The following is a 23,256-nucleotide window of genomic DNA, read 5'->3' as shown; positions in this document are numbered from 1 at the left end:
AACGCCGCCGCCCGCATCTTTACGCTAACGCGCTGATATTAATCGACTTAACCCACAAGCTTCGCCGAATCATGCAGGCCACGCATCAATCGATGCCCTTTTTGCACTTATTAACCGCCGGTCGCTGATCCACTCTTCAGTCACAGGCGCGGCAAAAAGCGTCAATCACCGACTGGAGCTCACTGATGCAGACCCCCTCACCGACAACACTTTCCACCCGCGCCCGGATCGGCGCAATATTCCGTGTCACCTCAGGCAATTTTCTCGAACAGTTTGATTTTTTTCTGTTTGGATTTTATGCCACCTACATCGCCCATACCTTCTTTCCGGCCAGCAGCGAGTTTGCCTCGCTGATGATGACCTTTGCGGTGTTCGGTGCCGGTTTCCTGATGCGGCCGATCGGCGCAGTGGTACTCGGGGCTTATATTGACAAAGTGGGCCGCCGAAAGGGGCTGATTGTAACGCTGTCGATCATGGCGGCAGGCACCTTCATGATTGTGCTGATCCCTTCCTATCAGAGCATTGGCCTGTGGGCACCGCTGCTGGTGCTGACCGGACGTTTGCTGCAGGGCTTTTCGGCGGGTGCCGAACTGGGCGGCGTGTCGGTCTATCTGGCCGAAATCGCCACGCCGGGCCGCAAAGGTTTTTATACCAGCTGGCAGTCAGGTAGCCAGCAGGTGGCGATCATGGTGGCTGCAGCGATGGGCTTTATCCTCAATGCGCTGCTGGCCGAGAGCGCTATCCGCGAATGGGGCTGGCGGATTCCGTTCCTGTTCGGCTGCATGATCGTGCCGTTTATCTTCGTGCTGCGCCGCAAACTGGAAGAGACGGCGGAATTCAGCGCCCGACGCCACCCGCCCGCGCTGGGACAGGTATTTAAAATTTTGCTGGCTAACTGGCAGGTGGTGATCGCCGGCATGCTGATGGTGGCGATGACCACCACCGCCTTCTACCTGATCACCGTTTATGCCCCGACCTTTGGCAAAAAAGTGCTGATGCTCAGCGCCTCTGACAGCCTGCTGGTGACCCTGCTGGTGGCGGTGTCGAATTTCATCTGGCTGCCGATTGGCGGCGCACTGTCGGATCGCTTCGGCCGCAAGCCGCTGCTGATCGCCATGACGCTGCTGGCGCTGACCACCAGCTACCCGGCGCTGAGCCTGCTGGCGGCGGCCCCCAGCTTTTCGATGATGCTCGGGGTCCTGCTGTGGCTGTCACTGATTTACGGCCTGTATAACGGCGCGATGATCCCGGCGCTGACCGAAATTATGCCGGGTGAAGTGCGGGTTGCCGGCTTCTCGCTGGCCTACAGCCTGGCCACCGCGCTGTTCGGCGGTTTCACGCCGGTGATGTCGACCGGACTGATTGAACTGACCGGCGATAAAGCCTCGCCCGGTTACTGGATGAGTTTTGCTGCCGTCTGCGCCCTTCTGGCGACGCTCTACCTCTACCGCCGGACCGGCAATCCGTTGCCTGTCGCCAATAATGCCGTGAGCTAAGGAGATTGATATGAAACGCTATTCTCTGTTGGTCGCTCTGCTTATCAGCGTGGCGGGCAGTGCCAGCGCCCAGACCCGGGAGCTGACCGTGATGATCTCGGGCGGCTTTAAAGCGGCGTGGGACCAGTTATCTCCTCGCTATGCGGCGCGGGAAGGGATCCGCATCAATACGGTGGCCGGTCCGTCAATGGGCAAAACGCCGCAGGCGATCCCGGCCCGGCTGGCGCGGGGCGAACGCGCCGATCTGCTGATTATGGTGGGCGATGCGCTGGGCAATCTGGAACAACAGGGGCGCACGCTGCCGGGTTCGCGGGTTGAACTGGCCGATTCACGCATCGGGGCGGTGATCAAACAAGGCGCAACGCCGGTTGCCATCAACAGTGAAAGCGCTCTGCGCGCCACCCTGCTCAGTGCACGCTCGATAGCCTACTCCGACAGCGCCAGCGGCCAGTACATCAGCAGCCAGTTGTTCAATCGGCTGGGGATCGCCGATCGGGTCAACGCCAGGGCGTTTAAAGTCGAGCGGATTCCGGTCGCCTCACAGGTCGCGGCCGGCAAATATGCTATCGGGTTCCAGCAGGTCAGTGAACTGTTGCCGGTGCCCGGTGTAACCTTTGTTGGCGAGTTGCCTGACAGCCTGCAATACACCACCCGCTTTGCCGGCGCGGTGGTACGGCAGTCAGCGCAGCCCGATGAAGCGCGCCAGCTGCTGCGCTGGCTCGCCTCGTCCGAGGTCCAACAGGTGGTACGTGAAACCGGGCTGCATCCGGTCGGCCAGCCCCAACCGGCTGATGCGACCCAGCCAGTCAGACAGCCTGATACTGTTCAATAATCAGCGCTTCCAGCTCACCGGCGACGTGTGACAGCGTGCGGCCGGTTTTCCGCAGCAGGCCCACCGTGCGTTTCACCGCCGGGTCGGTCAGCGGCACCGCCGTCAGCGCGGAGTGGCCGGCGGTCGGCATCGACATAGCGGGCACGGCAGCAATGCCGAGGCCCGCTTCAACCATGCCGAGCATCGTGGTGACATGCCGGGTTTCACAGATGCAGGCTTTCTCCGGCACGATATGCTCCAGCACCTGATCGAGCAGATTGCGGTTGCCGGAGGTCTTATCCAGCCCGACCCACTCCTGCTGGTAAAACTCCCGCCAGCTCAGGCTCTGTTTTGCCGCGACTGGATGTTCATGCCGACAGGCCGCCACGTAAGGATCGTCGATTAACGGCAGAAAATGGACGTCCGGCTGCGCCCGGCCGGAAAAGCTGAGGCCGAAATCGGCCTGACCGCCAATCACCGCGTCATAGACATTTGCGGCGCTGCTGTCGATTAACCTGACCCGCACCCGAGGATAGCGCGTCTGAAACAGCCGGATAATGTTGGGCATAAAGTAATAGGCGGCGGAGGGCACGCAGGCGACGGTGATCAGCCCGGTCCGCGCCAGGCTGACCTCACTCAGATCGGCCATCACCTCTTCAAAATCCACCAGCAGCTTGTCTGACCGTTCGGCAAAGGCGTGGCCTTTCAGCGTCAGGGTGACCCGCCGGGTGGTGCGCTCAAACAAACGGATCCCCAGCGCCGTTTCCAGCTTGTCTATTCTGCGGCTCAGCGCCGACTGTGACAGGCAGATAGAGTCCGCCGCGAGACGAAAATTGCCATACTCCACCAGCGCGCGAAACGCATAAAGATCGTTGAGATCGATATTAACCGGCACGGTTGCGCCCTCCTGTCACCCGCATCATGCGTCGTCCCTCTCATCGCCCTGCAACGCGCTAAAATCGTTCACAAATTGCTGCAGCAACTGTTCCAGTGCGGCACGGTCTCTCTGCGGCCAGTCAGCGAATACCCGCTGGTAGATCTGCGCCCGTTGCGCATCGATTTTATCAGTCATCGCTTTACCGGCCGGGGTAATTGCCGCCTCGTTGATCCGCTTATCCGCGGCATTTTTTTGTCGCTGCACCAGGCCGGTCTGTTCCAGCTTCGCCACCTGGCGGCTGACGGTGGTGTAATCACGTCCGACCCGATCGGCGAGCTCCCCGACCCCGATCGGTCCGAAGCGGCCGACCTGCACCAGCAGCGGGAACAGGGCGCGATCAAGCTCAATGCCCGCGCCCCTGATCATCGCCAGATCGCGCTGTGGCCGGTTAAAGGCCGCCACAATGGTGAGTAAGCTGTTGTGCAGCGCATCGAACGATGAGTTATGTGTATTTTGCACTTTTTTCATTGACGCCATCCAGAGGCAGGAATAATGTGTGTACTCTACACTTATTATCCCGCAGACAGAAGGCCACACTCCATGAAAGCAGCAATAATCGATCGGGCAGGCGCGACACCCCACTACGGTGATTTTCCCGAACCGCAGGCAGCAGCAGGCCAGCAGCGGGTGACGGTGAAAGCCGCCGCCATCAGCCAGCTGGCAAAATCACGGGCGGCGGGCACCCATTACAGTGGCGCGGCACGCTATCCGTTGATTCCCGGCATTGATGGCACCGGCTACCTCGATAACGGCGATGCGGTCTATTTTCTGGCATTCGACGCGGGCTGGGGCAGCATGGCGCAGCGCACCCTGGTGCGAAGCGAGTGCCTGATTGCACTGCCGCCGACGCTTGATCCGGTGGTCGCTGCGGCTATCGCCAATCCGGGCATGTCATCCTGGACCGCACTGACCCGCCGGGCGGCGCTGCGGCCCGGTGAAACGGTGCTGATTAACGGCGCGACCGGCACCTCGGGTCGGCTGGCAGTCCGCATTGCCCGCAGCCTGGGCGCGGGAAAAATCATTGCCACCGGCCGCAACAGCGAGACGCTGCAACAGCTACAACAGGAAGGAGCCGATATCACCCTGACGCTGGCGGCGCTGCCGACCGAGCTGCCAGCGCTGATGGCAGCAGGCGTTGATGTGGTGCTGGATTATCTGTGGGGAGAGAGCGCGCTGGCGATCATGACGGCCGCCGTCAGCGGCGGTGATAAAGTGGTGCGTTTTGTGCAGATTGGGTCGCTGAGCGGTCAGGAGATCCCGCTGCACAGCAAGTTGCTGCGTTCCTCCGGGCTGACGCTGATGGGCAGCGGCCTGGGCAGCGTCGCCGACCGCGAGCTGATCGCCTCAATCGGGGAGATGCTGCAGGCCGCCGGTCCTCACCACTTTTCGGTGCCGTTCCGCGCGCGACCGTTAAGCGAGGTTGCGCAGGCGTGGGAGGAAGATGACAGCCGCTGCCGGACGGTGTTTACCCTGTAATGTCACTGGCCGCTTCAGCGCGATGGCTCCAGCGGATGCAAAAAGCGCTCTGGATAATCGGGGGTAATTGCCTGCTGACTGTCGTAGCGGCCAAACAGCTTGTAGCGATTCAGGGCGATACGATCGTAGGCAAAATTACTGATGGCATCCGGAAAATGGCGCAACACGCTGAGGCCGCGCCACGGTGCCGGCATCTGCTGCATCACGCGGAATACCGCCTGTGCCCGCAGCCAGTGCTGATTATCGGCGATATAGACAATAGTGCTGACGTTCTCCTGCGGTAATCCGGCCCAGCGCAGCAGCGCCTTGCCCTGCTCGCTCTGAACCGCTGCAAAACGAACCTGCCGCGCCAGCCGATGGCGCAGCAGGAACCGGACCCAGCCGTTGCACAGTTTACAGACGCCGTCATACAGCACGGCGCTTTCACCGGTTTGCAGATAAGGGGGTGATGACATGCTGCAACTCCTCACTCGTCGGACATTGAGGTGAAGTGTAGCTGTTTCTCTCCAGCTGTTGCTGTAACCAGCCGGCCACCGCCCGTTCATCCTGCGCGCTGGCGTTGACCCGCAGCACCGGCCCCAGCGCCATCGGCTCTGCCTGTTGCGCCAGCTGACGCAGTTCAGGCAGATACTCCGCGCCGGGATGGCCGGGCAGCCGCTGCGATAGCCGGGCCTGATAACGCGCCACCGCCGCCTCCGGGGCGATCTGCATCCACAGCTCCAGCACCGTGTCGACGCCAGCCTGCTGCAGGCCCTGTTCCAGCACCGCGCGCGACTGAAAGCCGAACCAGGCGTCAATCAGCCAGATCTGACTGGCCGGTGCCTGACCGACAATGTTCCAGATCGCCTGATAGGCGGCGCAGCCGAGCTGCCGGTTACGCTGCCGGTCGACCGGCGCAAAGCAGGCCATAAAGGGCTCCTTCAGGCTGTCGAGCGTCAGCACCGGCCAGCCGAAGCGCTGCGACAGCGCACGAGTCAGGGTGCTTTTTCCCGAGGCCGGAATTCCGTTCACCAGCACCACGCATTTTAACGGGGTTGTTGTCGTCATAAGATATCAATCACCTCCGCGGCGCTGCGGGCCTGGCGTAATCTGACCAGCGTCTGTTCATCTTCCAGCAGCGAGACAATGGCGCGAATGCCCTCTTCGATATGCGCATTACTGTCGCGCGCGCCGAACATAATCACGATGTCCGCTTTTTCGCTGCCGGCAAATGAGATCGGCTGCGCCAGCACGATCAGGCTGAAGCAGTCGCGGATCACGCCGGCTTCCGGTCGGGCATGCGGCATGGCGATGCCCTCATCAAACACGTAATAGGCGCCGTGGGTCAGCGTATTGGCGATCACCTCTGCCGGATAGCGCGCGTCGAGGTAGCCCCCACTCACCAGCGGTTCAGCGGCCAGGGCGATCACCTGACGCCAGTCCGTGGCGTCAATGCCGACCTGAATCGCGTTAGCCTGTTGCAATAGCTGCTTAATGCTCATCCACTCTCCTTAAATCGACTGGCGAACCAGATTGCGTAATTCATCGATTTTGACAAACAGCGCATCAATTTCATTTCGGTAGCGACGGCTTTTGGCAAATAAGCTTAATGCCCGGTTATATTCCAGCATTAATTGCTTCTGCGTCTCGCCATCACGCGGATTGGCAGCCAGCTTATTTTCCAGTTCGATCATTTTCTCGCGGCTGGCTTGCGCCTGCTGGTCCTGCTGTTCCGTATCCGGTTGTTCAGCTGGCGGCGACTTTTTTAAGAATCCAAACATAGCGTCTCCTGCCCCGACCGGCGCCGGGGCACCTCAGGTTAAGGCGTAATAAAGAATGAAATGATCGACTGACCGCTGATTCAGGTCGGCCGCATCCTCAGACCGGGCGATTAACGGAACAACTGCATCTTCTCAACCAGCACGCTGGTCACCGCATCATTGGCCGGCAGCAGGAAATTACGCACGCTGTCGTTGACCTTGCCTTTTTCAAAGCTGGTTTTGCATTGTGCGACCCACTGCACATTCATTTCCGTGCCGACGTTGACCTTTTCAATGCCGCTGCGCACCGCTAAACGCATATCTTCGTCACTGACGCCGGTCCCGCCGTGCAGCACCAGCGGCGTGTGGGTGGCGGCGGTTATGTCCGCCAGCCGCTGATGCTGAATATGCGCTTTACCGGTATACAGGCCATGCACCGTGCCGATCGAAATCGCCAGCATATCGACGCCGGTCTCCTCCACGAAGCGTCTGGCATCCTCTACCGGGGTGAAGGCAATTGCCTCCATTTCGACGCATTTACCATCTTCTGAACCGCCAATCGCCCCAAGCTCCGCCTCTACCGAGACGTTGTGCGGCCGCGCCATGTCGATGACCCGACGGGTGTTGGCGATATTCTCCTCAATCGGCAGATGCGATCCGTCATACATCACCGAGCTAAAACCGGCGTCGATGGCGGTCTGAATCGCCGCCAGGTCGGAACAGTGATCAAGGTGCAGACAGGTCGGGACGCCGGTGCTTTCTGACAATGATTTAATCGCATCGACCAGCAGTTTATGACCCAGGTATTTCGCCGTACCGGTGGAGATCTGAATCATTAACGGGCTGTTGGTTTTTTCCGCCGCTTTAAAATAGGCCGGCAGCATCTCCAGGCAGTGCAGGTTAAACGAGCCGACCGCTTTAAAATCGCGTTGCTTAGCCAGCTGTAACAGATCGGCGAAGTTATAAAGTTTCATGGATTTTTTCCTCTTGTGGCTGAGTGGATTTCCCGTTAACAAACCAGGCGAGTGCAGTAACGAAAGCGATAAACAGGGCGACAAACAGCCAGTTGTTCTGGAAGGCGTGGCCGAGCACCAGCCCGGTGCTGATCACGTCGGAATCGCTGAAGGTCACGCCGGTGAAGCCGTAGCTCTCCAGCATCGGAACCAGAATTGCCGGCAGCAGCGTGATAAACAGGCCGTGGACGAAGCCACCAATCACCGCCCCGCGCCGTCCGCCGATGGCGTTACCAAACACCCCGGCGGTGCCGCCGGCGAAGAAGTTGGTCAACAGACCAGGCAGGATCATCGCCAGGCCAAACATCGGGAAGACCAGCATGCCGACGATGGAGCCGAGCGTGGTGGCGAGGAAGCCGACAATCACCGCGTTCGGCGCGTAGGGAAACATCACCGGGCAGTCGAGCGCCGGTTTAGCGTCCGGCACCACCCGCATCGCAATGCCACGGAAGGCTGGCACCAGTTCGTTAAGCAGCAGACGCACCCCGCTGTAGAGCACGAACACCCCGGCGACGAACTGAATCGCCTGCATAAAGGCGTACATCAGATAGTTCATGCCGTTGCTGTACTGGGCAATAAACGCCGGGCCAGCCGCCAGCGCCGGGATCAGGTACATCGGCACCATCACCAGCGCCATCGACAGATAGGTGTCCTGCAGGAACTTGAAGTTATCCGGCAGCTTCAGGTCTTCGGTTGAGCGCGATCCTTTACCGACCACCTTCGCCACCGCTGCCGTCACCAGATAGCCGATGGTGCAGAAGTGGCCCAGCGCGACATCATCAGAGTCGGTAATCCGCCGCACCACCGGCTGCGCCAGTGCAGGCATCACCACCGCCATAATCCCGCCGAAAATGCCGCCGGTCAGGATCAGCGGCAGACCGCTCAGTCCCGCCTTGCAGCCAATTACCGCACCAATCGTTGCCATCCACAGCAGCGCCTGGCCGGTGAGGAAGATATACTTAAACGGCGTCAGGCGGGCGATGATGATGTTGACGATAAAAATCACCAGCAGGGTCAGCGCCACCTCCGATCCCAGTTCACGGTTGGCCAGCCCGGCAATCGCCGCCACATCGGTGATGTAGCCCTGCATCCCGAAGCCGTGGGTAAAAATGGTGTTAAGGAAGGTCAGCGTGCCGACAATAATATTGATACCGGCCATCATAATTAAAAAGCCCAGCAGGGTTTTGAAGGTGCCCTCCACCACCTTGCCGGCCGATTTTTTTTGCAGCAGCAGACCAATCAGGGCAATAAAGGCGATCAGAATCGAGGCCTGCCCTAATAAGTCTTTTACCAGGAAGTCGATCACACTATTCATGGGCAGCGACCTTCATGTTGCGTTCTTTTAAAAAGGCGACGATCTTTTGCTCGATTTCCGCTTTATCGGTGAGCTTATTCAGAATAATCACCCGTTTAATCTGTTCCGGACTGGCATCGGCATTTAATACATCGGCAAACGCTTTTTGCGTCAGGATCATGTCTGATTTAAACGCGTTGGCTTCAGAAATGGTGGTGTGGTCAATATCCGCGTCAATTTCCAGTTTTTTTAAAACTGCTTTTGCGCTCATCTCAATCGCAAAACTGGATCCTAATCCGCAGCCACAGACACATAAAATTTTCAGCATGGTTTTCTCCTCACAGAATTTGCAGTTGTTTAGCGAGCTTGTAATGATGCCCGTCGATATCGACCAGGCGTTTTTGCATGCTTATTAAATCAATCGGAATCGGTTTATTACTGCCATTAATAATCACCGCTTTATTGCGCATTCCTGACTGAATACAACGCACCACTTCACTGGCCATAATGGTGCCCTGATAAATTTCCTCACAGGTCGGTTCACCATTACGCAGCCCGTAACCGAGAATGGTTTTGCGGATGCGAACGCCAATTAACGGTTCAAGCTGTTTGATTAAGGTATCGATCGCCCCCTGAAAACCGGGCGAATATTCACGGGTGTAGCCCTCTGAGCAGAGGATCACCACGCTGTTCTGCTGCGCCAGCCGCTGGGTGATGCGTTGAGCCAGCTGCGGCAGCGGGATCTGGCACTCCGGGATTAGCGCAAAATCGGCATTGGATTTTAACGCCGACTGCAGGGTTAACTCGCCGCAATAGCCGCCGAGTAATTCCAGCATAAATACCCGTCCGGGTAATGCCCGACCGGTATTGCGCAGCTTTGCCACCTCTTTTAATACCTGCTCGCAGGCGGTGGAAAAACCGAGGGTATAATCACTGCCAAATACATCGTTATCAATCGTCATGCCGACGCCAAAACAATTGACGCCAGATTCCGACAGGGTATGCAGAAATTGCAGCGACCCGTCACCGCCCGCCATAATTAATACTTCAATCCGTGCGCTCTTTAGCTGGCGGGCAATCATTTCATATTCACTGCGCAGCAATTTTTTTTGCGTCCGTCCCGATTGCATCACCGGGATCGGGGCGATAGAAAAGTCCAGCAGATCACGCTGACTAATATCCCGGTGGCAATGACTTAATAAACCGGGTATGCCGCCATCAAATATCACGATCTCTGCCTGAGTGAGTCGGCCGATCTGAAAAACAAAGTTATTAATGCCGCTGACATCGCCACCGCTGATCACTATTCCGATTCGCATTATTCACCCCGCTGGCTTAATTGGTGTCGGGTTTCATTGTTCCGGGATAAGGCGTTGTTATTTGCAACGGAGATCACAGTTATGAGCGGTATTTTGCGGATGAGATGATTGACAGCGGATTATTACCAGGAATATTTGTGAGCACCATCACAATAGTCAGCGCCGATCGGCGTGGTGTGAATCCTGATATATCAGCGAGTTAGCTAACGTATTCAGGGAATATTGTTGCCAGAGGCTGACCGGCCGATTGGCGGGCGAATCGTCGTGACAAATTTGTGATTTTCACCTCATTTTTTGCGGTTCGGCGACTATTTTCGTCGGGCTTCGGATGCAGAAAGCTGATTAAAAACGCCGCAATAATCGCAATTTTTGTTATTTCGCTGGCGATCAATGATTGACAGTGGAATGGCGCGGGCTGTCCAATGACTCTCTGTTGTTAACCAAAATATTGAGATCAAATGACCTCCTCTCAGCTCATGCTCCGCCAGCTTGGCGAACGGGTCGGTGTGAAAAATCTGCTCACCGATCGGGATGATAAAGCCTGGTACACCAAAGGATTTCGGGTCGGTCGGGGGGAAGCGCTGGCCGTGGTGCTGCCGCAGACGCTGCTGCAGCTGTGGCAGGTCCTGCAAATCTGCTGCGCCAGCAACGCCATCGTGCTGATGCAGGCGGCCAATACCGGGGTGACCGGCGGCTCGACGCCGGATGGCAATGATTACGATCGCGAGGTGGTGATTGTCAGTACCCGTCGGCTGAAAGGGGTACAGGTGATCGATCAGGCGCGTCAGGTGATCGCCTTTCCGGGTGCCACCCTGACCGAGCTGGAGAACATTCTCGCCCCGCTGGGCCGGGAACCCCATTCGGTGATCGGCTCCTCCTGTATCGGCGCATCGGTGATTGGCGGTATCTGTAATAACTCCGGCGGATCGCTGATCCGGCGCGGGCCGGCCTTTACCGAAAAGTCGCTGTTTGCCCGTCTGCATGACGATGGGCGACTGGAGATGGTGAATCATCTGGGTATCGATCTGGGAGAGAGCCCGGAAGAGATGTTGCAGCGGCTGGAGCAGCAGAACTACACCACCGGCGACCGACCCGACTGGGCGGGGAAAATCTGGGCAGACGACTACGCCAGCCAGCTGCGGGACACGGCGGCGGACAGCCCGTCGCGCTTTAATGGCGATCGGCGTTATCTGCATGAAAGCGCGGGCAGCGCCGGTAAAGTGGTGGTGTTTGCGGTGCGTCTGCCGACCTTTGAAGCCAGTCCGCAGACCCGCACCTTCTATATCGGCAGCGACGATGAGCAGCAGCTGGTGGCGCTGCGGCGGGTGCTGCTGGCAGAAATGCAGGCGCTGCCGATTCAGGCTGAATATATCCATCGCAACGCCTTTGATCTCACGGTGCGCTACAGCAAACATATGATGCTGGCGATTGGCAAACTCGGTCCGCAGGCGCTGCCCGGACTGATGGCGAAGAAAGCCCGCTGGGATGTGCGGGTCAGCCATCTGCCGTTTTTACCGCGTAACAGTGTTGATCGACTGCTGCAGTTGTTTAATCAGATCACCCCGCGCGGAGTGGCGCCGCGCATTATGGCCTACCGCGATCGGTTTGAGCATCATCTGATGATCAAAGTGGAGGCACAGCAGACCGCAGAGCTGGAGGGCCTGCTGACCCGCTTCTTCAGTCAGGGTCAGGGCGATTTTTTCCTGTGTAACCAGCAGGAAGCGCGCGATGCGTTTCTGGTGCGCTTCGGCGTGGGCGGCTGCACCATCTCTTACTGTGATTATCTCGGCTATGACCCCGATCGGCGGCTGGTGGCATTTGACGTGGCGTTACGGCGTAACGATCAATCATGGCGCATTGAACTGCCGCCCGAGCTGGCGGAACAGGTGCAGGTCGACTCCTGCTGCGGCCATTTTTTCTGCTACGTCAATCATCAGGATTATGTGCTGAAACCGGGCGTGGATGCGAAGGCGTTTAAGCAGGCGGTGATTGCGGTGCTGGAGCAGCGCGGGGCGAAGTATCCGGCGGAACACAATGTCGGCCATCTCTATTGCGCGTCAGACGAACACGCAGCGCACTGGCGGACGCTGGACCCGACCAACAGTTTTAATCCGGGGATCGGTAAAACCAGCAAGAAGAAATTCTGGGCGCAGTAAGCGATACGCAATAAGGGCGGCGGCCCTTATTGCGTGGCCCGCCGCTATTTAGCGTAGGCTTCAGTCGACAGGGTCAGCGCAACCTCATCACCTACCGCCGGAACATATTTATCCAGCTTAAAGTCGGAGCGCTTGATGGTGCCGGTGGCATCAAAACCAATCGCCTGCTTCTTCACCATCGGATGCTCACCCTGCTTGTTCAGCGTGGCGTGCAGCGTCACCGGTTTGGTGATGCCTTTTAGCGTCAGGTTACCTTCAACGTCAAAACGGTTATCGCCCTTCGCCACCACTTTGGTGCTGTGGAAGGTAGCGGTCGGGTATTTCGCGGTGTCGAAATAGTCTGCACCGTTAAATTCTTTGGTCAGTGCCGCAACGTGGCTGTCGATTTTGCTGACCGGCAGCGTCACATCAACACGTGACTGCTCAGGATGATCTTTATCGAACACCAGCGTCCCGCTGGCATCCGGGATATCGGCGGTCGGGTGTGAGAAACCGAAATGATTCCAGCTGACCACCACCGAGGTGTGCTCTGGATTGAGCTGGTAGTGCATCGCTTCTGCCTGAGAGACAGGAACATACAGGCTGGCAACGGCTAACAGGGGCAGCGCAATACGCTTGAGGTTCTTCACGATAAATTCCTTGTACAACTCAAAAAGTAAACTGAGTGTGGTGCAACTCGGCCGGAATAAACAGTGAAGAGATTTGTCGGTAATTTTCAAATAAATTCAGCAACTTTGCGGCTGCCGCTTAGCTTGCGCTACCGGGGGTAAATAATACCCGCCAGCGACGCCGCGCCTGAATCAAATCGTGGTGCAGCTGCTGCAGTCTGACAACGTCCAGCGCGTCAATCGCCGCCGCATCCGCATCGGCCAGGCCATTCAGCTGACGTAAGCGGGCCAGCGGTGTATCAAGCCGTTCGCGATGCAGACTGGCCTTCAGCGCCGCCAGATCGCAGCTCGCCAGCGCCTCATTCAGCGAACGCAGAAAATTACGGCAGTAGCGCAGCAGCGACAGCGCGCTGTAATCGGGCGACTGCAGCGCGAACAGCACGCCATCCTGATCGGCACAGCGCAGGTAGCGGCTGCTGACCACGTACCCTATCTGCTGTTCGACCCGGTAACGCTGGAAGAAACGCGGCTCATACAGCAGCGCCAGCGCCCGCAGCGCAGCCAGCTGTTGCGCCTGCTGAGTCGACGCGCGTGACGGCTGGTGCAGCGGGATAAACAGCAGCAAGGCGTTATCGCGGCTGGCGTGCGGCAGCGCAATCATGCCGCTCGGCGCGCTGGTGCGCATCGGCGACGCCGCCGGGTTAACCGGCAGCGGCAGCGCGCTCAGACGGCGGGCAATCAGCGTCTGCAGCGCCGTGCTGCCGCCGGTCAGCAACGCCCGCCAGCAGCCTGGCGCAAAGGTTGATGCCAGCTGATAGGGCAACTGCTGCAGCAGCGCGCGGATGGCGATAGTGTCGGGCGGCGGCAGCAGTTCGTCGTCGACCGGCGGCGTCAGCGCCAGCACCAGCTGATGCAGCGCCCAGTCCGCCACCGCCAGATCGCGGGGGAGTTGCAGCGTCAGTTGCCACACGCCCTCCACCTCCTGCCATTCGCCCTGGCCACCTGAGTGACGCAAGGCGGCAAATAACGGGCGCAGCCGGCGACCATAGGCGTGCCCCATCGCCGCGCTGAAGGTTGAAAAGAACTCCGGCCGCAGCAGCAGCGTAGCGGTATTATCGCCAGCCGGATCGGCGTCGGCACCCGGCTCAGCGGTCGGACTGTCAGCCTCGCCGTGGCCGATAAGTTCGGGTTCGGCGACAGGTTCCACAGCAGAATAATGCGGTAACGGCACCGCCTGTGACGGCAGCGGCTGATGGGTCAGCGCTGCCGCCAGCGGATAGAAAGCGAACGCTGCCGCACTGTCGGCGACGGGCAGCGCAGGCTGCCACGGGTGCAGCGCCAGGCTGAAGCCCTGGCTGTGGCAATTTTCCTCAGCCGCCTGCGGGCTGCACACCAGCGTGGTGCCAGGCGCATCCGCCAGCGTGGCCAGCCATGACGCAAACGCACCGATCCCGGTTTGCGGGGCGAAGCCAAAGGCGCGCTCGCGTAGCTGATCGAGCGGCGTCAGTGCCGCAAAGCGCTGTTGCGCCAGCTGAAGATAGTGCTGATGCTGCGGCCGATCGGTCTGCCGGAGGGCGGATAACCAGCGATCGAGCAGTGCGTTAACCGCTTCAGGCCGCTCGGTTTCAATGCCCAGCGCCAGCCACACCGCGTTATCCGCCCGGTAGAGCCACTTCAGGCTTAGCCGATCGGCCAGCTGCTGCTGACGCAGTGCAGCCAGCAGCGAACCCGGCGCTTCATCCAGCAGAAACTCACGCCATAACGTGACACCGTCACTGCTGTCCAGCAGCCAGCTGCGCCACAGCGCGGCCGGTGTGCTGTTGGCAAGGCGCAACCCGTCGCTGACCGGCAGCGTGGGCCGCGGCGTCTCCTGCTGCCACTGCCCGTCCGGCAGCGCGGCGGCAAAGGTGCGCGCCAGCTGCTCCAGCTGATCCAGCGACTGCGGTCCCTGTAGCCAGAGCTGCATGTTAGCGGCATAAAAATGGCGCTGATGGAACTGACGCAGCGCCTGTTGCAGCGCGGTCATCTCTTCGCCAAAGCTGGCGCGACTGCCAATCTGAAAGCGCTGAAACGCCGGTGGTGAGCTGGCGGCATGCAGCAGCGCGGCTTCGGTACGCGAAGGTTGATGCTGCTGGATCAGCTGATATTCAGCCTCAATCACCGCGATTTCCTGACGGATTGCCTGATGATCGAGCAGCGGATGGCACAGCATATCCTGCAGGCGCGCCAGTCCGTCAGCCAGCTGCGGCGGCGCAACCTCAAAAAACCAGGCGCTGCGCCGGGCCAGCGTGGTGGCGTTGACCCGACCGCCCTGCGCGGCGATCCAGCTCATCAGCCGCCCGTCGTCCGGCCAGCCAGCGCTGCCGGTGAACAGCAGATGCTCCAGCAGGTGCGCCAGGCCCGGCCAGCGGTCCGGCTCATCATGGCTGCCGGCGCCGACCTGAATTAACGCTGCGGCCTGGCGCGCATCAGGCTGATGCACCAGTTCCACCCGCAGGCCGTTAATCTCCAGGCGGCGCACGGTTACAGGTTCCGGGTCTTGTAGATCAGCTGAGAATTGCTGCGATTGCGGAACTGCAGCTGTCCAATTTTGATATCGCTGCAATCGGCTTCGCGGCGTGCGGCGAGGATTTTGTCGTGGTGCGGCGATTTACTGCAGACCGGATCGGCGTTGTCGGCATTGCCGGTCAGCATGTAAGCCTGACAGCGACAGCCGCCAAAGTCCTTCTCTTTCTCATCGCAGGAGCGGCACGGCTCCGGCATCCAGTCGTAACCGCGATAACGGTTAAAACCAAACGAGTGATACCAGATGTCATCCAGCCGCTGATCCAGCACCGACGGAAACTCCACCGGCAGCTGGCGCGCACTGTGGCACGGCAGCGCGGTGCCTTCCGGTGTAACGCTGAGGAAAATCGCGCCCCAGCCGCCCATACAGCCTTTCGGCCGCTCTTCATAATAGTCAGGCGTGACAAACAGCAGGTTGGTCAGGTTGCCGCTGGCGCTCATCCGCTCACGGTAACGGCTGACCACCGCTTCGGCGCGGGCGATCTGTTCGCGGGTCGGCAGCAGCCCTTCACGGTTGAGCTGCGCCCAGCCATAAAACTGGCAGGTCGCCAGTTCTACATCATCCGCTTCCAGCTCGATGCAGAGATCGATAATTTTATCGATCTGGTCGATGTTATGGCGGTGCAGCACAAAGTTCAGCACCATCGGATAGCCGTGCGCCTTAACCGCCTTCGCCATCTCCAGCTTCTGCTGGAAGGCTTTTTTCGAACCGGCCAGCGCGGCGTTCAGGGTTTCATCACTGGCCTGAAAACTGATCTGAATATGATCCAGCCCGGCTTCGCTGAACGCATCCAGCTTTTTCCCGGTCAGGCCAATGCCAGAGGTGATCAGATTGGTGTAGAAGCCGAGGTCACGCGCCGCTTTGATCAGCTCAGGCAGATCCTTACGCACCAGCGGCTCACCGCCGGAAAAACCGAGCTGTACGCTGCCCATGGCGCGCGCCTGACGAAACACCTCGATCCACTGCTCAGTGGTCAGCTCTTTCTCCTGCTGGGCGAAATCGAGCGGATTCGAGCAGTACGGGCACTGCAGCGGGCAGCGATAGGTCAGCTCCGCCAGCAGCCAGAGCGGCGGATTTACGCCAGGTTTACTCGGGGTCACGGAACTGTATCCACTTCTGTTCATAGGCTGATTGCAGGAACTCTTTCACATCGTCGCCGACGCCGCCGGCTTCCGGAAAGCGGCTGTCGAGGGTGGCAATAATCGCGGCGATATCCTGTTTGCCGTCCACCAGCTCAAGGATGGCCGCGGCGGTTTCATTGAGCTTCGCCATCCCTTCCGGATAGAGCACTACGTGGCTATCCTGCGCGGCTTCCCACTGCATGCGGTAGCCGCGACGGAACGCGGCAATAGATTTTTCGTTCATGTGTTATACCAGTCGGGTGGTGTGCCACGCCGCCTTGTCGGTGACGGTGTGGTAAGGCGGACGCTTAAGCTCATAGGCCATGGTCATCGCGTCGAGCATGCTCCACAAAATATCGAGCTTAAACTGCAAAATTTCCAGCATCCGGTTCTGCTTTTCAGCGGTGGTGCAGAATTCCAGCGCCAGCGCCAGGCCATGTTCCACATCGCGGTTCGCCTGGCTCAGGCGGCTGCGGAAGTAGAAATAGCCCTCTTCTTTGATCCACGGATAGTGCTGCGGCCAGCTGTCGAGGCGCGACTGATGGATCTGCGGTGCAAACAGCTCGGTCAGCGAGCTGCAGGCCGCTTCCTGCCAGTTGGCGCGACGGGCAAAGTTGACGTAGGCGTCAACCGCAAAGCGCACGCCTGGCAGCACGTGCCGCTCGGAGATCAGTTCTTCACGCGTTAGCCCGACCGCTTCGCCCAGCTGCAGCCAGGCTTCAATTCCGCCTTCAGCGCCATTGCTGCCGTCGTGATCGAGGATACGCTGCACCCATTTACGCCGGGTCGCCGGATCGGGACAGTTAGCCATGATGGCAGCATCTTTCAGCGGAATGGTGGTCTGGTAGTAAAAGCGATTCGCCACCCATCCCTGAATCTGCTCGCGCGTTGCCTGACCGTTATGCATCGCGATGTGATACGGATGATGAATATGGTAGTAAGCGCCTTTGTCGCGCAGGGCCTGTTCAAAAGCCTGCGGCGACAGCGTGTCAGTGATCTGCATGATTTAGTCCTGAAGGTGGATCGCCATTCCGTCCCAGCTCACCTCAATCCCTTGCTGCGTCAGGAACTGTCGCTGAGGGGACTGCTGGTTGAGAATCGGATTGGTGTTGTTAATGTGAATCAGAATTTTGCGTTTTGCCGGCAGCGAGGCCAGCAGCGCCATCAGGCCCTGCTCTTCGGCCAGCGCCAGGTGACCCATCGCTTTGCCGGTATTTTTACCGACGCCGGTGGTCAGCAGCTCATCATCCTGCCAGACCGTGCCGTCGATCAGCAGGCAGTCGGCTTTTTGCAGCCACGGCATTATTACCGCATCCGGTTCGCCGAGGCCCGGCGCATACAGCAGCGTCTTGCCGTTGCTGCGGTTTTCGATAAACAGCGCCACGTTGTGGCCCGGCAGTGGCCGATCGCGGTAAGGCGAATAGGGCGGCGCATTGCTGAGAATCGGAATCGCGGTGAACTGCAAATCGCGACAGACATCGACGCTGAACGGCGTCAGCGGCGCGATCGGCCGGTGCTGCAAACCGCCGTTCCAGTGGGTCAGCATCGGAAAGATCGGGAAGCCGCTGCTAAGGTCGTGATGCACTTCCGGCGTACACCACACCTGATGTGGGCACCCTTCCCGCAGGCTGAGCAGCCCGGTGGTGTGGTCGATCTGACTGTCGGTCAGAATAATCGCGCCGATCGCCGTGCCACGCAGCACCCCGTGACGGGATAATTCGGGAGTATGCAGAATCTGCTGACTGATGTCGGGCGAGGCGTTACATAACACCCAGTCTTCGCCATTATCGCTGAGGATAATCGACGACTGGGTCCGTGCGCTGGCCTCAATGGTGCCGGTACGCACGCCATGGCAGTTGGCGCAGTTACAGTTCCACTGCGGAAATCCGCCACCAGCGGCTGAGCCGAGGACTTTAATAAACATGAAGGAAAACCAGAAGTTGAAACAAAATGCCCGCGCAGATGGCGGGCAGAATTATTAACGGTTGGAGATGTACAGAGTCACTTCCAGGCCGAGACGCAGATCAACGAAAGTTGGCTTTTTCCACATGATTTATTTCCTCTTGAATAACAGTAAATTAGCGGCCAGAAAATCCGGCGACTGAGGGTAAAACGCGATCCCAGTCACAAATTTGCCGACAGATGTTGCGCCAATGGCGCGTCGAGATCAACCCGAAAGAAGTAAGGAAATTGTTATCACAGGCCGGTTTGCGCTAAAACCCGCTGCCAGTTTCCCCACGCCAGCTTCTCTGTCAGTGTTTGATCATAGCCCGCTTCCCGCAAAGCGGCGAGCAGACGCGGTAATCCGCTGACATCGCCCAGCGCCTCCGGCGGGGTTATACCGTCGAAATCGGAGCCAAACGCCACATGGTCGCTGCCCATTATCCTCAACAGATGATCACAATGCTTAACAATTTCTGTCAACGGAGTGTTACTGTCGCGCTGACCATCGGCGCGCAAAAAGGCGTTGCCGAAATTAATCCCGACCAGCCCGCCGCTGTCGCGGATCGCCACCAGCTGGGCATCGGTCAGGTTACGCGGCTGGGGACAGAGCGCATGCGCATTGGAATGGCTGGCGACCAGCGGCGCATCAGAGAGTCGCGCGGTATCCCGGAACGCTTTTTCATTCATGTGCGACACGTCGATCATCATCCGCAGCGCATTCGCCTGCTGAATCAGCGCTTCGCCCGCCGCCGTCAGCCCCGGACCGGTATCGGGCGAGCCGGGAAAGCGGCCGCTGACCCCCTGACCAAACCGGTTAGGCAGATTCCAGAAAGGCCCGATGCTGCGCACCCCGGCCTGCCAGAACGCCTGTAACGCCTCGCCGTCACCGTCCAGTGCATCAGCGCCTTCAATATGTGCCACCATCGCCAGCACGCCTGCGGCGCGGCAGGCCACAATCTCGTCATGGCTGCGGCAGATGCGCGCCCGGCCATCCGACTCATCGGCCAGCTGCTGCAAAATCGCCAGCTGTTGCCACATAATCTGCAGTGGTTGATACGGCTCGTCGGCACGTGCCGGCGCCATTCTGGCGATGTACTCCTGCGGCGGCACAAAAATCGCAAACAACCCGCCGCCCATGCCGCCCTGTTGGATACGCGGGTAATCAAGATGCCCACGCTCAATGCCGTTGTAAAACGCCTGCACCGGCGCATCACGATGATGCAGCCACAGATTAAGCAGCAGATCGTTGTGACCATCAAAAATCAACATAAACACCTGACTGGAAAACGCTAACCAAGATCGCGCCATGCTACCCCTGCCCGGCGGATTCATCAAACCGCAGCGCACCCAGGGTTCATTGCGCGGCGCGGCTCTCCGCAGCTCAGCCCGCCGGTTGTCACTTTTGCGCATCAGGTTGTCAGCATTGCGCGCGCGCCGCTGGCCCGCTGCCGCCAGACTGGAAAAAAAACCCCTGGAGAGAATGATGATGCTGACCAATCCCGCTGAGAAATACCGTCCATCCCCGCTGATCACCCTGCCCGATCGCCAGTGGCCTGCGCGCCAGCTCAGCCACGCACCGCGCTGGCTCTCTACCGATCTGCGTGACGGGAATCAGGCGCTGGCCGAACCGATGGATCGCGACCGCAAAATGGCGTTCTGGGCGTTGCTGCTGCGCTGCGGCTTTAAAGAAATTGAGGTCGCCTTTCCGTCGGCCTCGCAGACCGACTTCGACTTTGTGCGCGATCTGATAGAGCAGCAGCGCATTCCGGAAGACGTGACGTTGCAGGTGCTGACCCAGGCGCGCCATGACCTGATTGAACGCACCTTCGTCGCCTTGCAGGGCGCGCCGCGGGCGATTGTGCATCTGTATAACGCCACCGCCCCGCTGTTCCGCGAACGGGTTTTCAAACAGAGCAAAGCGGAGATCGTGGCGCTGGCCACGGCCGCTGCGCAGCAGATCCGCACCGCCTGTGAGGCGCAGCCCGACACGGCGTGGACCTTTGAGTACTCGCCGGAAACCTTCTGTTTTACCGAAATGGCGTTTGTGCTGGAGATTTGTGAAGCGGTCGCCGACGTCTGGCAGCCTGACGCCAGCCGGCCGATGATCATCAACCTGCCCGCCACGGTGGAGGTCAACACGCCCAATGTTTATGCCGATCAGATTGAGCTGTTCTGCCGCCAGTTCAGCCGCCGGCAGGCAGTCTGCATCAGCGTCCATCCGCATAACGATCGCGGCACCGGTGTCGCCTGCGCTGAACTGGCGCTGCTGGCCGGGGCGGATCGGGTCGAAGGCTGTCTGTTTGGCAACGGCGAGCGCACCGGCAATGTCGACCTGGTCACCCTGGCGCTGAATCTCTACACCCAGGGCGTCGCCCCGCAGCTGGATTTCAGCCAGATGAGCGAAGTGCTGGAGGTGGTGACCCGTTGTAATCAGCTGCCGGTCCACCCGCGCCATCCTTATGCCGGCGAGCTGGTGTTTACCGCCTTCTCCGGCTCGCATCAGGATGCGATTCGCAAGGGTTTTGCCTGGCGCGCCAGCCAGCAGGAAACGCACTGGCAGATGCCCTATCTGCCGCTCGATCCGGCCGATATTGGCTGCAGCTATGAAGCGGTGATTCGGGTGAACAGCCAGTCAGGCAAAAGCGGTGCCGCGTGGCTGCTGGAGCAAAACCACGGCTTACAGCTGCCGCGCGCGTTGCAGCAGGATTTCAGCCGCTGCGTACAGCAGCACACCGACCATCATGGCGGAGAGATGACCCATTACGCGCTGTGGCAGCTGTTTTGTCGTCAGTATGGCGTCGATCAACCGGCGCTGCAGTTGCTGAAGGCCAGCAGCCAGAGCGATAACCACGGCCAGACCACGCTCAACGCCAGCGTCAGCTCTCAGTCGCGCACCCTCAGCTTACAGGGCAGCGGCAACGGCTGGTTGTCGGCCGGGGTGAATGCCCTGCGCCACGCGTTCGACCTGGCGCTGACCATTGAGGATTACCATGAACACACGCTGGGGAAACGCAGTGAGAGTCGCTCGGTCGCCTATATCAGCTGTCTGGATGCCAGTGGCAACCGCTACTGGGGCGTGAGCATCGATAATGATACGGCGCGCGCCGCGCTGCAGGCGCTGTTTAACGCGGCGAGTCGCTTTCCTGCGCGGGAAAATAGTCCGTCGGCGCCACGCCCAGCAGGCGACGAAACATCGCGCTGAAGGCGCTGGGACTGTCATAGCCGAGATCCAGCGCCACCCGCAGCACCGAATCGCCCTGCGCCAGTCGCGTCAGGGCGATGGCGAGGCGGGCGCGACGGACCCAGTCGCTGAATTGTAAGCCGGTTTCACGGCTGAAGTGACGCGCCAGCGTGCGGCCCGAGACGTTAAGGCTGGCGCTGGCACGCAGCAGGGTCCAGCTTTCGCCCGGCGTCTGCTGAATACGCTGGCACAGCGCCTGTAATCGGGCGCTGTGCGGTGCGGGCAGCGCAAACGGCAACACGTCCATGCCGCGGATTTCGTCCAGAATCAGTTCCACGATCCGTTCGGCCCGGCTGTCAGCCAGATAGGCGGACGGCAACGTCAGCGCGCTGACAATCAGCTCACGTAGCAGCGGCGTAATCTGCACCACCTGACAACTGGCCGGCAGATCGGCGCGCGCCAGCGGATGGATAAACAGCGTTCGTGCCGCCACCCTGCCGGTGATCTGTAGCGCATGCCGGGTAAACGCCGGTAGCCAGACCCCGCGACTCGGCGGCACCGTCCAGCTGCCAAATTCGGTTTCCACCCGCACCACGCCACTCAGCGTGTGGATCAGCTGCGCGCAGTCATGCTGATGCCACGGCTCGCTGGCACCGTGGGCGTAATCGTGCGCCAGCGGCACCAGCGGCCGGTGGCTGAAGTCAAAGCCGGGCGGACAACTCATGGCGCGTTCAGATAGCGGTAGACCACCGCCAGATCCTGTTCACCCAGGCCGTCATCCACCGCCTGCTGCCAGAAATCAGCAATATTTTCCAGCGCCGGCAGCGCAATATCAGACGCCTCAAGGGCCAGTCGGGCATCTTTCAGCGCCCAGACCAGATTCATCTGCGGGGTGTAGTCGTCGCTGGCGATCATCCCCAGCTTCATTTTTGCGTACGGGGCCGCCAGTGGACCGCCCTCCAGCACCTGCCAGAGATCGTCGGTCGAAAAACCAAACTGCGCCGCCAGCTGGGTGCTCTCCGCCAGACTCTGCATCATGCCAATCAGCCAGCTGTTGATCACCAGCTTCATGCGTGAACTTTTACCCGCCTCGCCCAGCCACTGCGTGCCCTTGCCAATCGCGGCAAACACCGTTTCTGCCGCGGCGGCGCGGCGGCGATCGCCGCTGGCCAGCACCAGAATCTGGCCATTTTCTGCTGGCGCTTTGGTGCCGGATACCGGCGCGTCAATAAACAGCACGTCGCTGCGCGCGTCAGCGAACAGGGCGATCAGCGCGTCGGTTTTTTCCACGCCGATGGTGCCCATCTGACATAAAATGGCGTCCGGTTTAAACGCCGTCTGACTCTGCTGCAGCACCTGCTCAGTGGTCTCGCCGTCCGACAGCATCGCAATCACCACATCCGCCTGACGCACCGCCTCGGCGGGCGAATCGGCCAGTTGCAGACCGGCGTCCAGCAGATCCTCGCCGCGAGCGCGGGTCCGGTTCCAGCCGTGGACCTTAAAGCCTTTCTTCAGCAGGTTAGCGGCAAACGCGTGGCCCATTGCACCCAATCCCAGAACCGCCACTTCAGGTTGTTGACTCATGCTGACTCCCT

The 23,256-nt window shown here is 59.7% G+C and carries 25 protein-coding genes; 5 read left to right on the top strand and 20 right to left on the bottom strand.

Translation table 11 applies throughout. The features are described from left to right. The first annotated feature begins 185 nt into the window (after window positions 1-185). Entirely contained in the window at window positions 186-1,496 is a 1,311-nt protein-coding gene (locus AC6I8D_RS09355; RefSeq protein WP_497820030.1) for an MFS transporter, read from the top strand. A 10-nt stretch (window positions 1,497-1,506) separates the two neighbouring features. Beyond that, window positions 1,507-2,328 carry a molybdate ABC transporter substrate-binding protein gene (locus AC6I8D_RS09350; RefSeq protein WP_497820029.1) on the top strand — a complete coding sequence of 274 codons (822 nt, stop codon included), beginning with the start codon at window positions 1,507-1,509 and terminating at the stop codon, window positions 2,326-2,328. Here the strand turns inward: AC6I8D_RS09350 and psrA are convergent. Next, window positions 2,303-3,202 (bottom strand): L-proline-binding transcription factor PsrA, encoded by a 900-nt coding sequence (gene psrA / locus AC6I8D_RS09345; protein WP_497820028.1) that lies wholly within the window; start codon window positions 3,200-3,202, stop codon window positions 2,303-2,305. The genes AC6I8D_RS09350 and psrA overlap by 26 nt on opposite strands. A gap of 24 nt (window positions 3,203-3,226) precedes the next feature. Beyond that, window positions 3,227-3,712: a MarR family winged helix-turn-helix transcriptional regulator gene (locus tag AC6I8D_RS09340; protein WP_312756906.1), complete on the bottom strand. Its 486-nt coding sequence runs from the start codon at window positions 3,710-3,712 to the stop codon at window positions 3,227-3,229. Window positions 3,713-3,784: 72 nt separating this feature from the next. Between AC6I8D_RS09340 and AC6I8D_RS09335 the strand changes: the two genes are divergently transcribed. After that, window positions 3,785-4,720 (top strand): quinone oxidoreductase family protein, encoded by a 936-nt coding sequence (locus AC6I8D_RS09335; protein ID WP_497820027.1) that lies wholly within the window; start codon window positions 3,785-3,787, stop codon window positions 4,718-4,720. A 14-nt stretch (window positions 4,721-4,734) separates the two neighbouring features. Here the strand turns inward: AC6I8D_RS09335 and AC6I8D_RS09330 are convergent, their stop codons facing one another. From AC6I8D_RS09330 to AC6I8D_RS09295, 8 genes are all read right to left on the bottom strand, one after another. Then, on the bottom strand, window positions 4,735-5,175 hold the full coding sequence (locus tag AC6I8D_RS09330; RefSeq protein ID WP_312056128.1) for a thiol-disulfide oxidoreductase DCC family protein: 441 nt from the start codon (window positions 5,173-5,175) through the stop codon (window positions 4,735-4,737). Beyond that, on the bottom strand, window positions 5,144-5,767 hold the full coding sequence (locus AC6I8D_RS09325; protein WP_497820026.1) for a P-loop nucleotide/nucleoside kinase family protein: 624 nt from the start codon (window positions 5,765-5,767) through the stop codon (window positions 5,144-5,146). Before AC6I8D_RS09325 ends, AC6I8D_RS09330 begins: the two co-directional genes overlap by 32 nt. Beyond that, the gene (locus AC6I8D_RS09320) at window positions 5,764-6,201 is read right to left on the bottom strand and encodes a PTS sugar transporter subunit IIA (RefSeq protein WP_312056130.1); all 438 of its coding nucleotides are present in this window, start codon (window positions 6,199-6,201) and stop codon (window positions 5,764-5,766) included. Before AC6I8D_RS09320 ends, AC6I8D_RS09325 begins: the two co-directional genes overlap by 4 nt. 9 nt (window positions 6,202-6,210) lie before the next feature. After that, entirely contained in the window at window positions 6,211-6,480 is a 270-nt protein-coding gene (locus AC6I8D_RS09315; protein WP_497820025.1) for a hypothetical protein, read from the bottom strand. Between the two features lie 110 nt (window positions 6,481-6,590). Next, entirely contained in the window at window positions 6,591-7,433 is an 843-nt protein-coding gene (locus AC6I8D_RS09310) for a class II fructose-bisphosphate aldolase (protein ID WP_312056132.1), read from the bottom strand. Beyond that, window positions 7,420-8,787: a PTS sugar transporter subunit IIC gene (locus AC6I8D_RS09305; protein WP_497820024.1), complete on the bottom strand. Its 1,368-nt coding sequence runs from the start codon at window positions 8,785-8,787 to the stop codon at window positions 7,420-7,422. Before AC6I8D_RS09305 ends, AC6I8D_RS09310 begins: the two co-directional genes overlap by 14 nt. Further along, entirely contained in the window at window positions 8,780-9,094 is a 315-nt protein-coding gene (locus tag AC6I8D_RS09300; RefSeq protein ID WP_031377537.1) for a PTS sugar transporter subunit IIB, read from the bottom strand. The genes AC6I8D_RS09305 and AC6I8D_RS09300 overlap by 8 nt, the downstream gene beginning before the upstream one ends. A 10-nt stretch (window positions 9,095-9,104) precedes the next feature. Further along, window positions 9,105-10,085, bottom strand: coding sequence for a 6-phosphofructokinase (locus AC6I8D_RS09295; protein ID WP_497820023.1), 981 nt, complete (start codon window positions 10,083-10,085; stop codon window positions 9,105-9,107). A 458-nt stretch (window positions 10,086-10,543) separates the two neighbouring features. Here AC6I8D_RS09295 and dld point away from each other — a divergent pair, with 458 nt between their 5' ends. Then, window positions 10,544-12,241: a D-lactate dehydrogenase gene (gene dld / locus AC6I8D_RS09290; protein ID WP_497820022.1), complete on the top strand. Its 1,698-nt coding sequence runs from the start codon at window positions 10,544-10,546 to the stop codon at window positions 12,239-12,241. 44 nt (window positions 12,242-12,285) lie between these two features. On the opposite strand, the gene AC6I8D_RS09285 is transcribed toward dld, so the two are convergent. The 8 genes from AC6I8D_RS09285 to AC6I8D_RS09250 form a co-directional block, all read right to left on the bottom strand. Continuing rightward, the gene (locus tag AC6I8D_RS09285; RefSeq protein ID WP_069728278.1) at window positions 12,286-12,870 is read right to left on the bottom strand and encodes a YceI family protein; all 585 of its coding nucleotides are present in this window, start codon (window positions 12,868-12,870) and stop codon (window positions 12,286-12,288) included. 118 nt (window positions 12,871-12,988) lie between these two features. Further along, window positions 12,989-15,370, bottom strand: coding sequence for a pyrroloquinoline quinone biosynthesis protein PqqF (gene pqqF / locus AC6I8D_RS09280; RefSeq protein ID WP_497820021.1), 2,382 nt, complete (start codon window positions 15,368-15,370; stop codon window positions 12,989-12,991). Window positions 15,371-15,372: 2 nt separating this feature from the next. After that, window positions 15,373-16,515: a pyrroloquinoline quinone biosynthesis protein PqqE gene (gene pqqE, locus AC6I8D_RS09275; RefSeq protein ID WP_497820020.1), complete on the bottom strand. Its 1,143-nt coding sequence runs from the start codon at window positions 16,513-16,515 to the stop codon at window positions 15,373-15,375. Then, on the bottom strand, window positions 16,502-16,780 hold the full coding sequence (gene pqqD, locus AC6I8D_RS09270; RefSeq protein WP_312056139.1) for a pyrroloquinoline quinone biosynthesis peptide chaperone PqqD: 279 nt from the start codon (window positions 16,778-16,780) through the stop codon (window positions 16,502-16,504). The genes pqqE and pqqD overlap by 14 nt, the downstream gene beginning before the upstream one ends. Window positions 16,781-16,783: 3 nt before the next feature. Next, window positions 16,784-17,539, bottom strand: a complete 756-nt coding sequence (gene pqqC / locus AC6I8D_RS09265; protein WP_031377893.1) for a pyrroloquinoline-quinone synthase PqqC — start codon at window positions 17,537-17,539, stop codon at window positions 16,784-16,786. A 3-nt stretch (window positions 17,540-17,542) separates the two neighbouring features. Beyond that, window positions 17,543-18,460, bottom strand: a complete 918-nt coding sequence (gene pqqB, locus AC6I8D_RS09260; protein WP_497820019.1) for a pyrroloquinoline quinone biosynthesis protein PqqB — start codon at window positions 18,458-18,460, stop codon at window positions 17,543-17,545. Window positions 18,461-18,514: 54 nt separating this feature from the next. Beyond that, the gene (pqqA, locus tag AC6I8D_RS09255; RefSeq protein WP_009090272.1) at window positions 18,515-18,586 is read right to left on the bottom strand and encodes a pyrroloquinoline quinone precursor peptide PqqA; all 72 of its coding nucleotides are present in this window, start codon (window positions 18,584-18,586) and stop codon (window positions 18,515-18,517) included. A gap of 146 nt (window positions 18,587-18,732) precedes the next feature. Further along, window positions 18,733-19,749 (bottom strand): dipeptidase, encoded by a 1,017-nt coding sequence (locus AC6I8D_RS09250; protein WP_312056169.1) that lies wholly within the window; start codon window positions 19,747-19,749, stop codon window positions 18,733-18,735. A gap of 217 nt (window positions 19,750-19,966) precedes the next feature. Here AC6I8D_RS09250 and leuA point away from each other — a divergent pair, with 217 nt between their 5' ends. Then, window positions 19,967-21,682, top strand: coding sequence for a 2-isopropylmalate synthase (gene leuA / locus AC6I8D_RS09245; protein ID WP_312056170.1), 1,716 nt, complete (start codon window positions 19,967-19,969; stop codon window positions 21,680-21,682). On the opposite strand, the gene AC6I8D_RS09240 is transcribed toward leuA, so the two are convergent. Together AC6I8D_RS09240 and AC6I8D_RS09235 are read right to left on the bottom strand one after the other, a co-directional pair. Next, window positions 21,603-22,385: an AraC family transcriptional regulator gene (locus AC6I8D_RS09240; RefSeq protein ID WP_312056141.1), complete on the bottom strand. Its 783-nt coding sequence runs from the start codon at window positions 22,383-22,385 to the stop codon at window positions 21,603-21,605. The genes leuA and AC6I8D_RS09240 overlap by 80 nt on opposite strands. Continuing rightward, entirely contained in the window at window positions 22,382-23,245 is an 864-nt protein-coding gene (locus tag AC6I8D_RS09235) for an NAD(P)-dependent oxidoreductase (protein WP_312756882.1), read from the bottom strand. The genes AC6I8D_RS09240 and AC6I8D_RS09235 overlap by 4 nt, the downstream gene beginning before the upstream one ends. Between the last annotated feature and the right edge of the window lie 11 nt (window positions 23,246-23,256).

This window comes from Pantoea sp. X-Soil-MYKO-1785 (assembly GCF_059730675.1).
The sequence above is the reverse complement of the archived record's forward strand: the minus strand, read 5'-3'. Positions and strand labels throughout refer to the sequence as shown.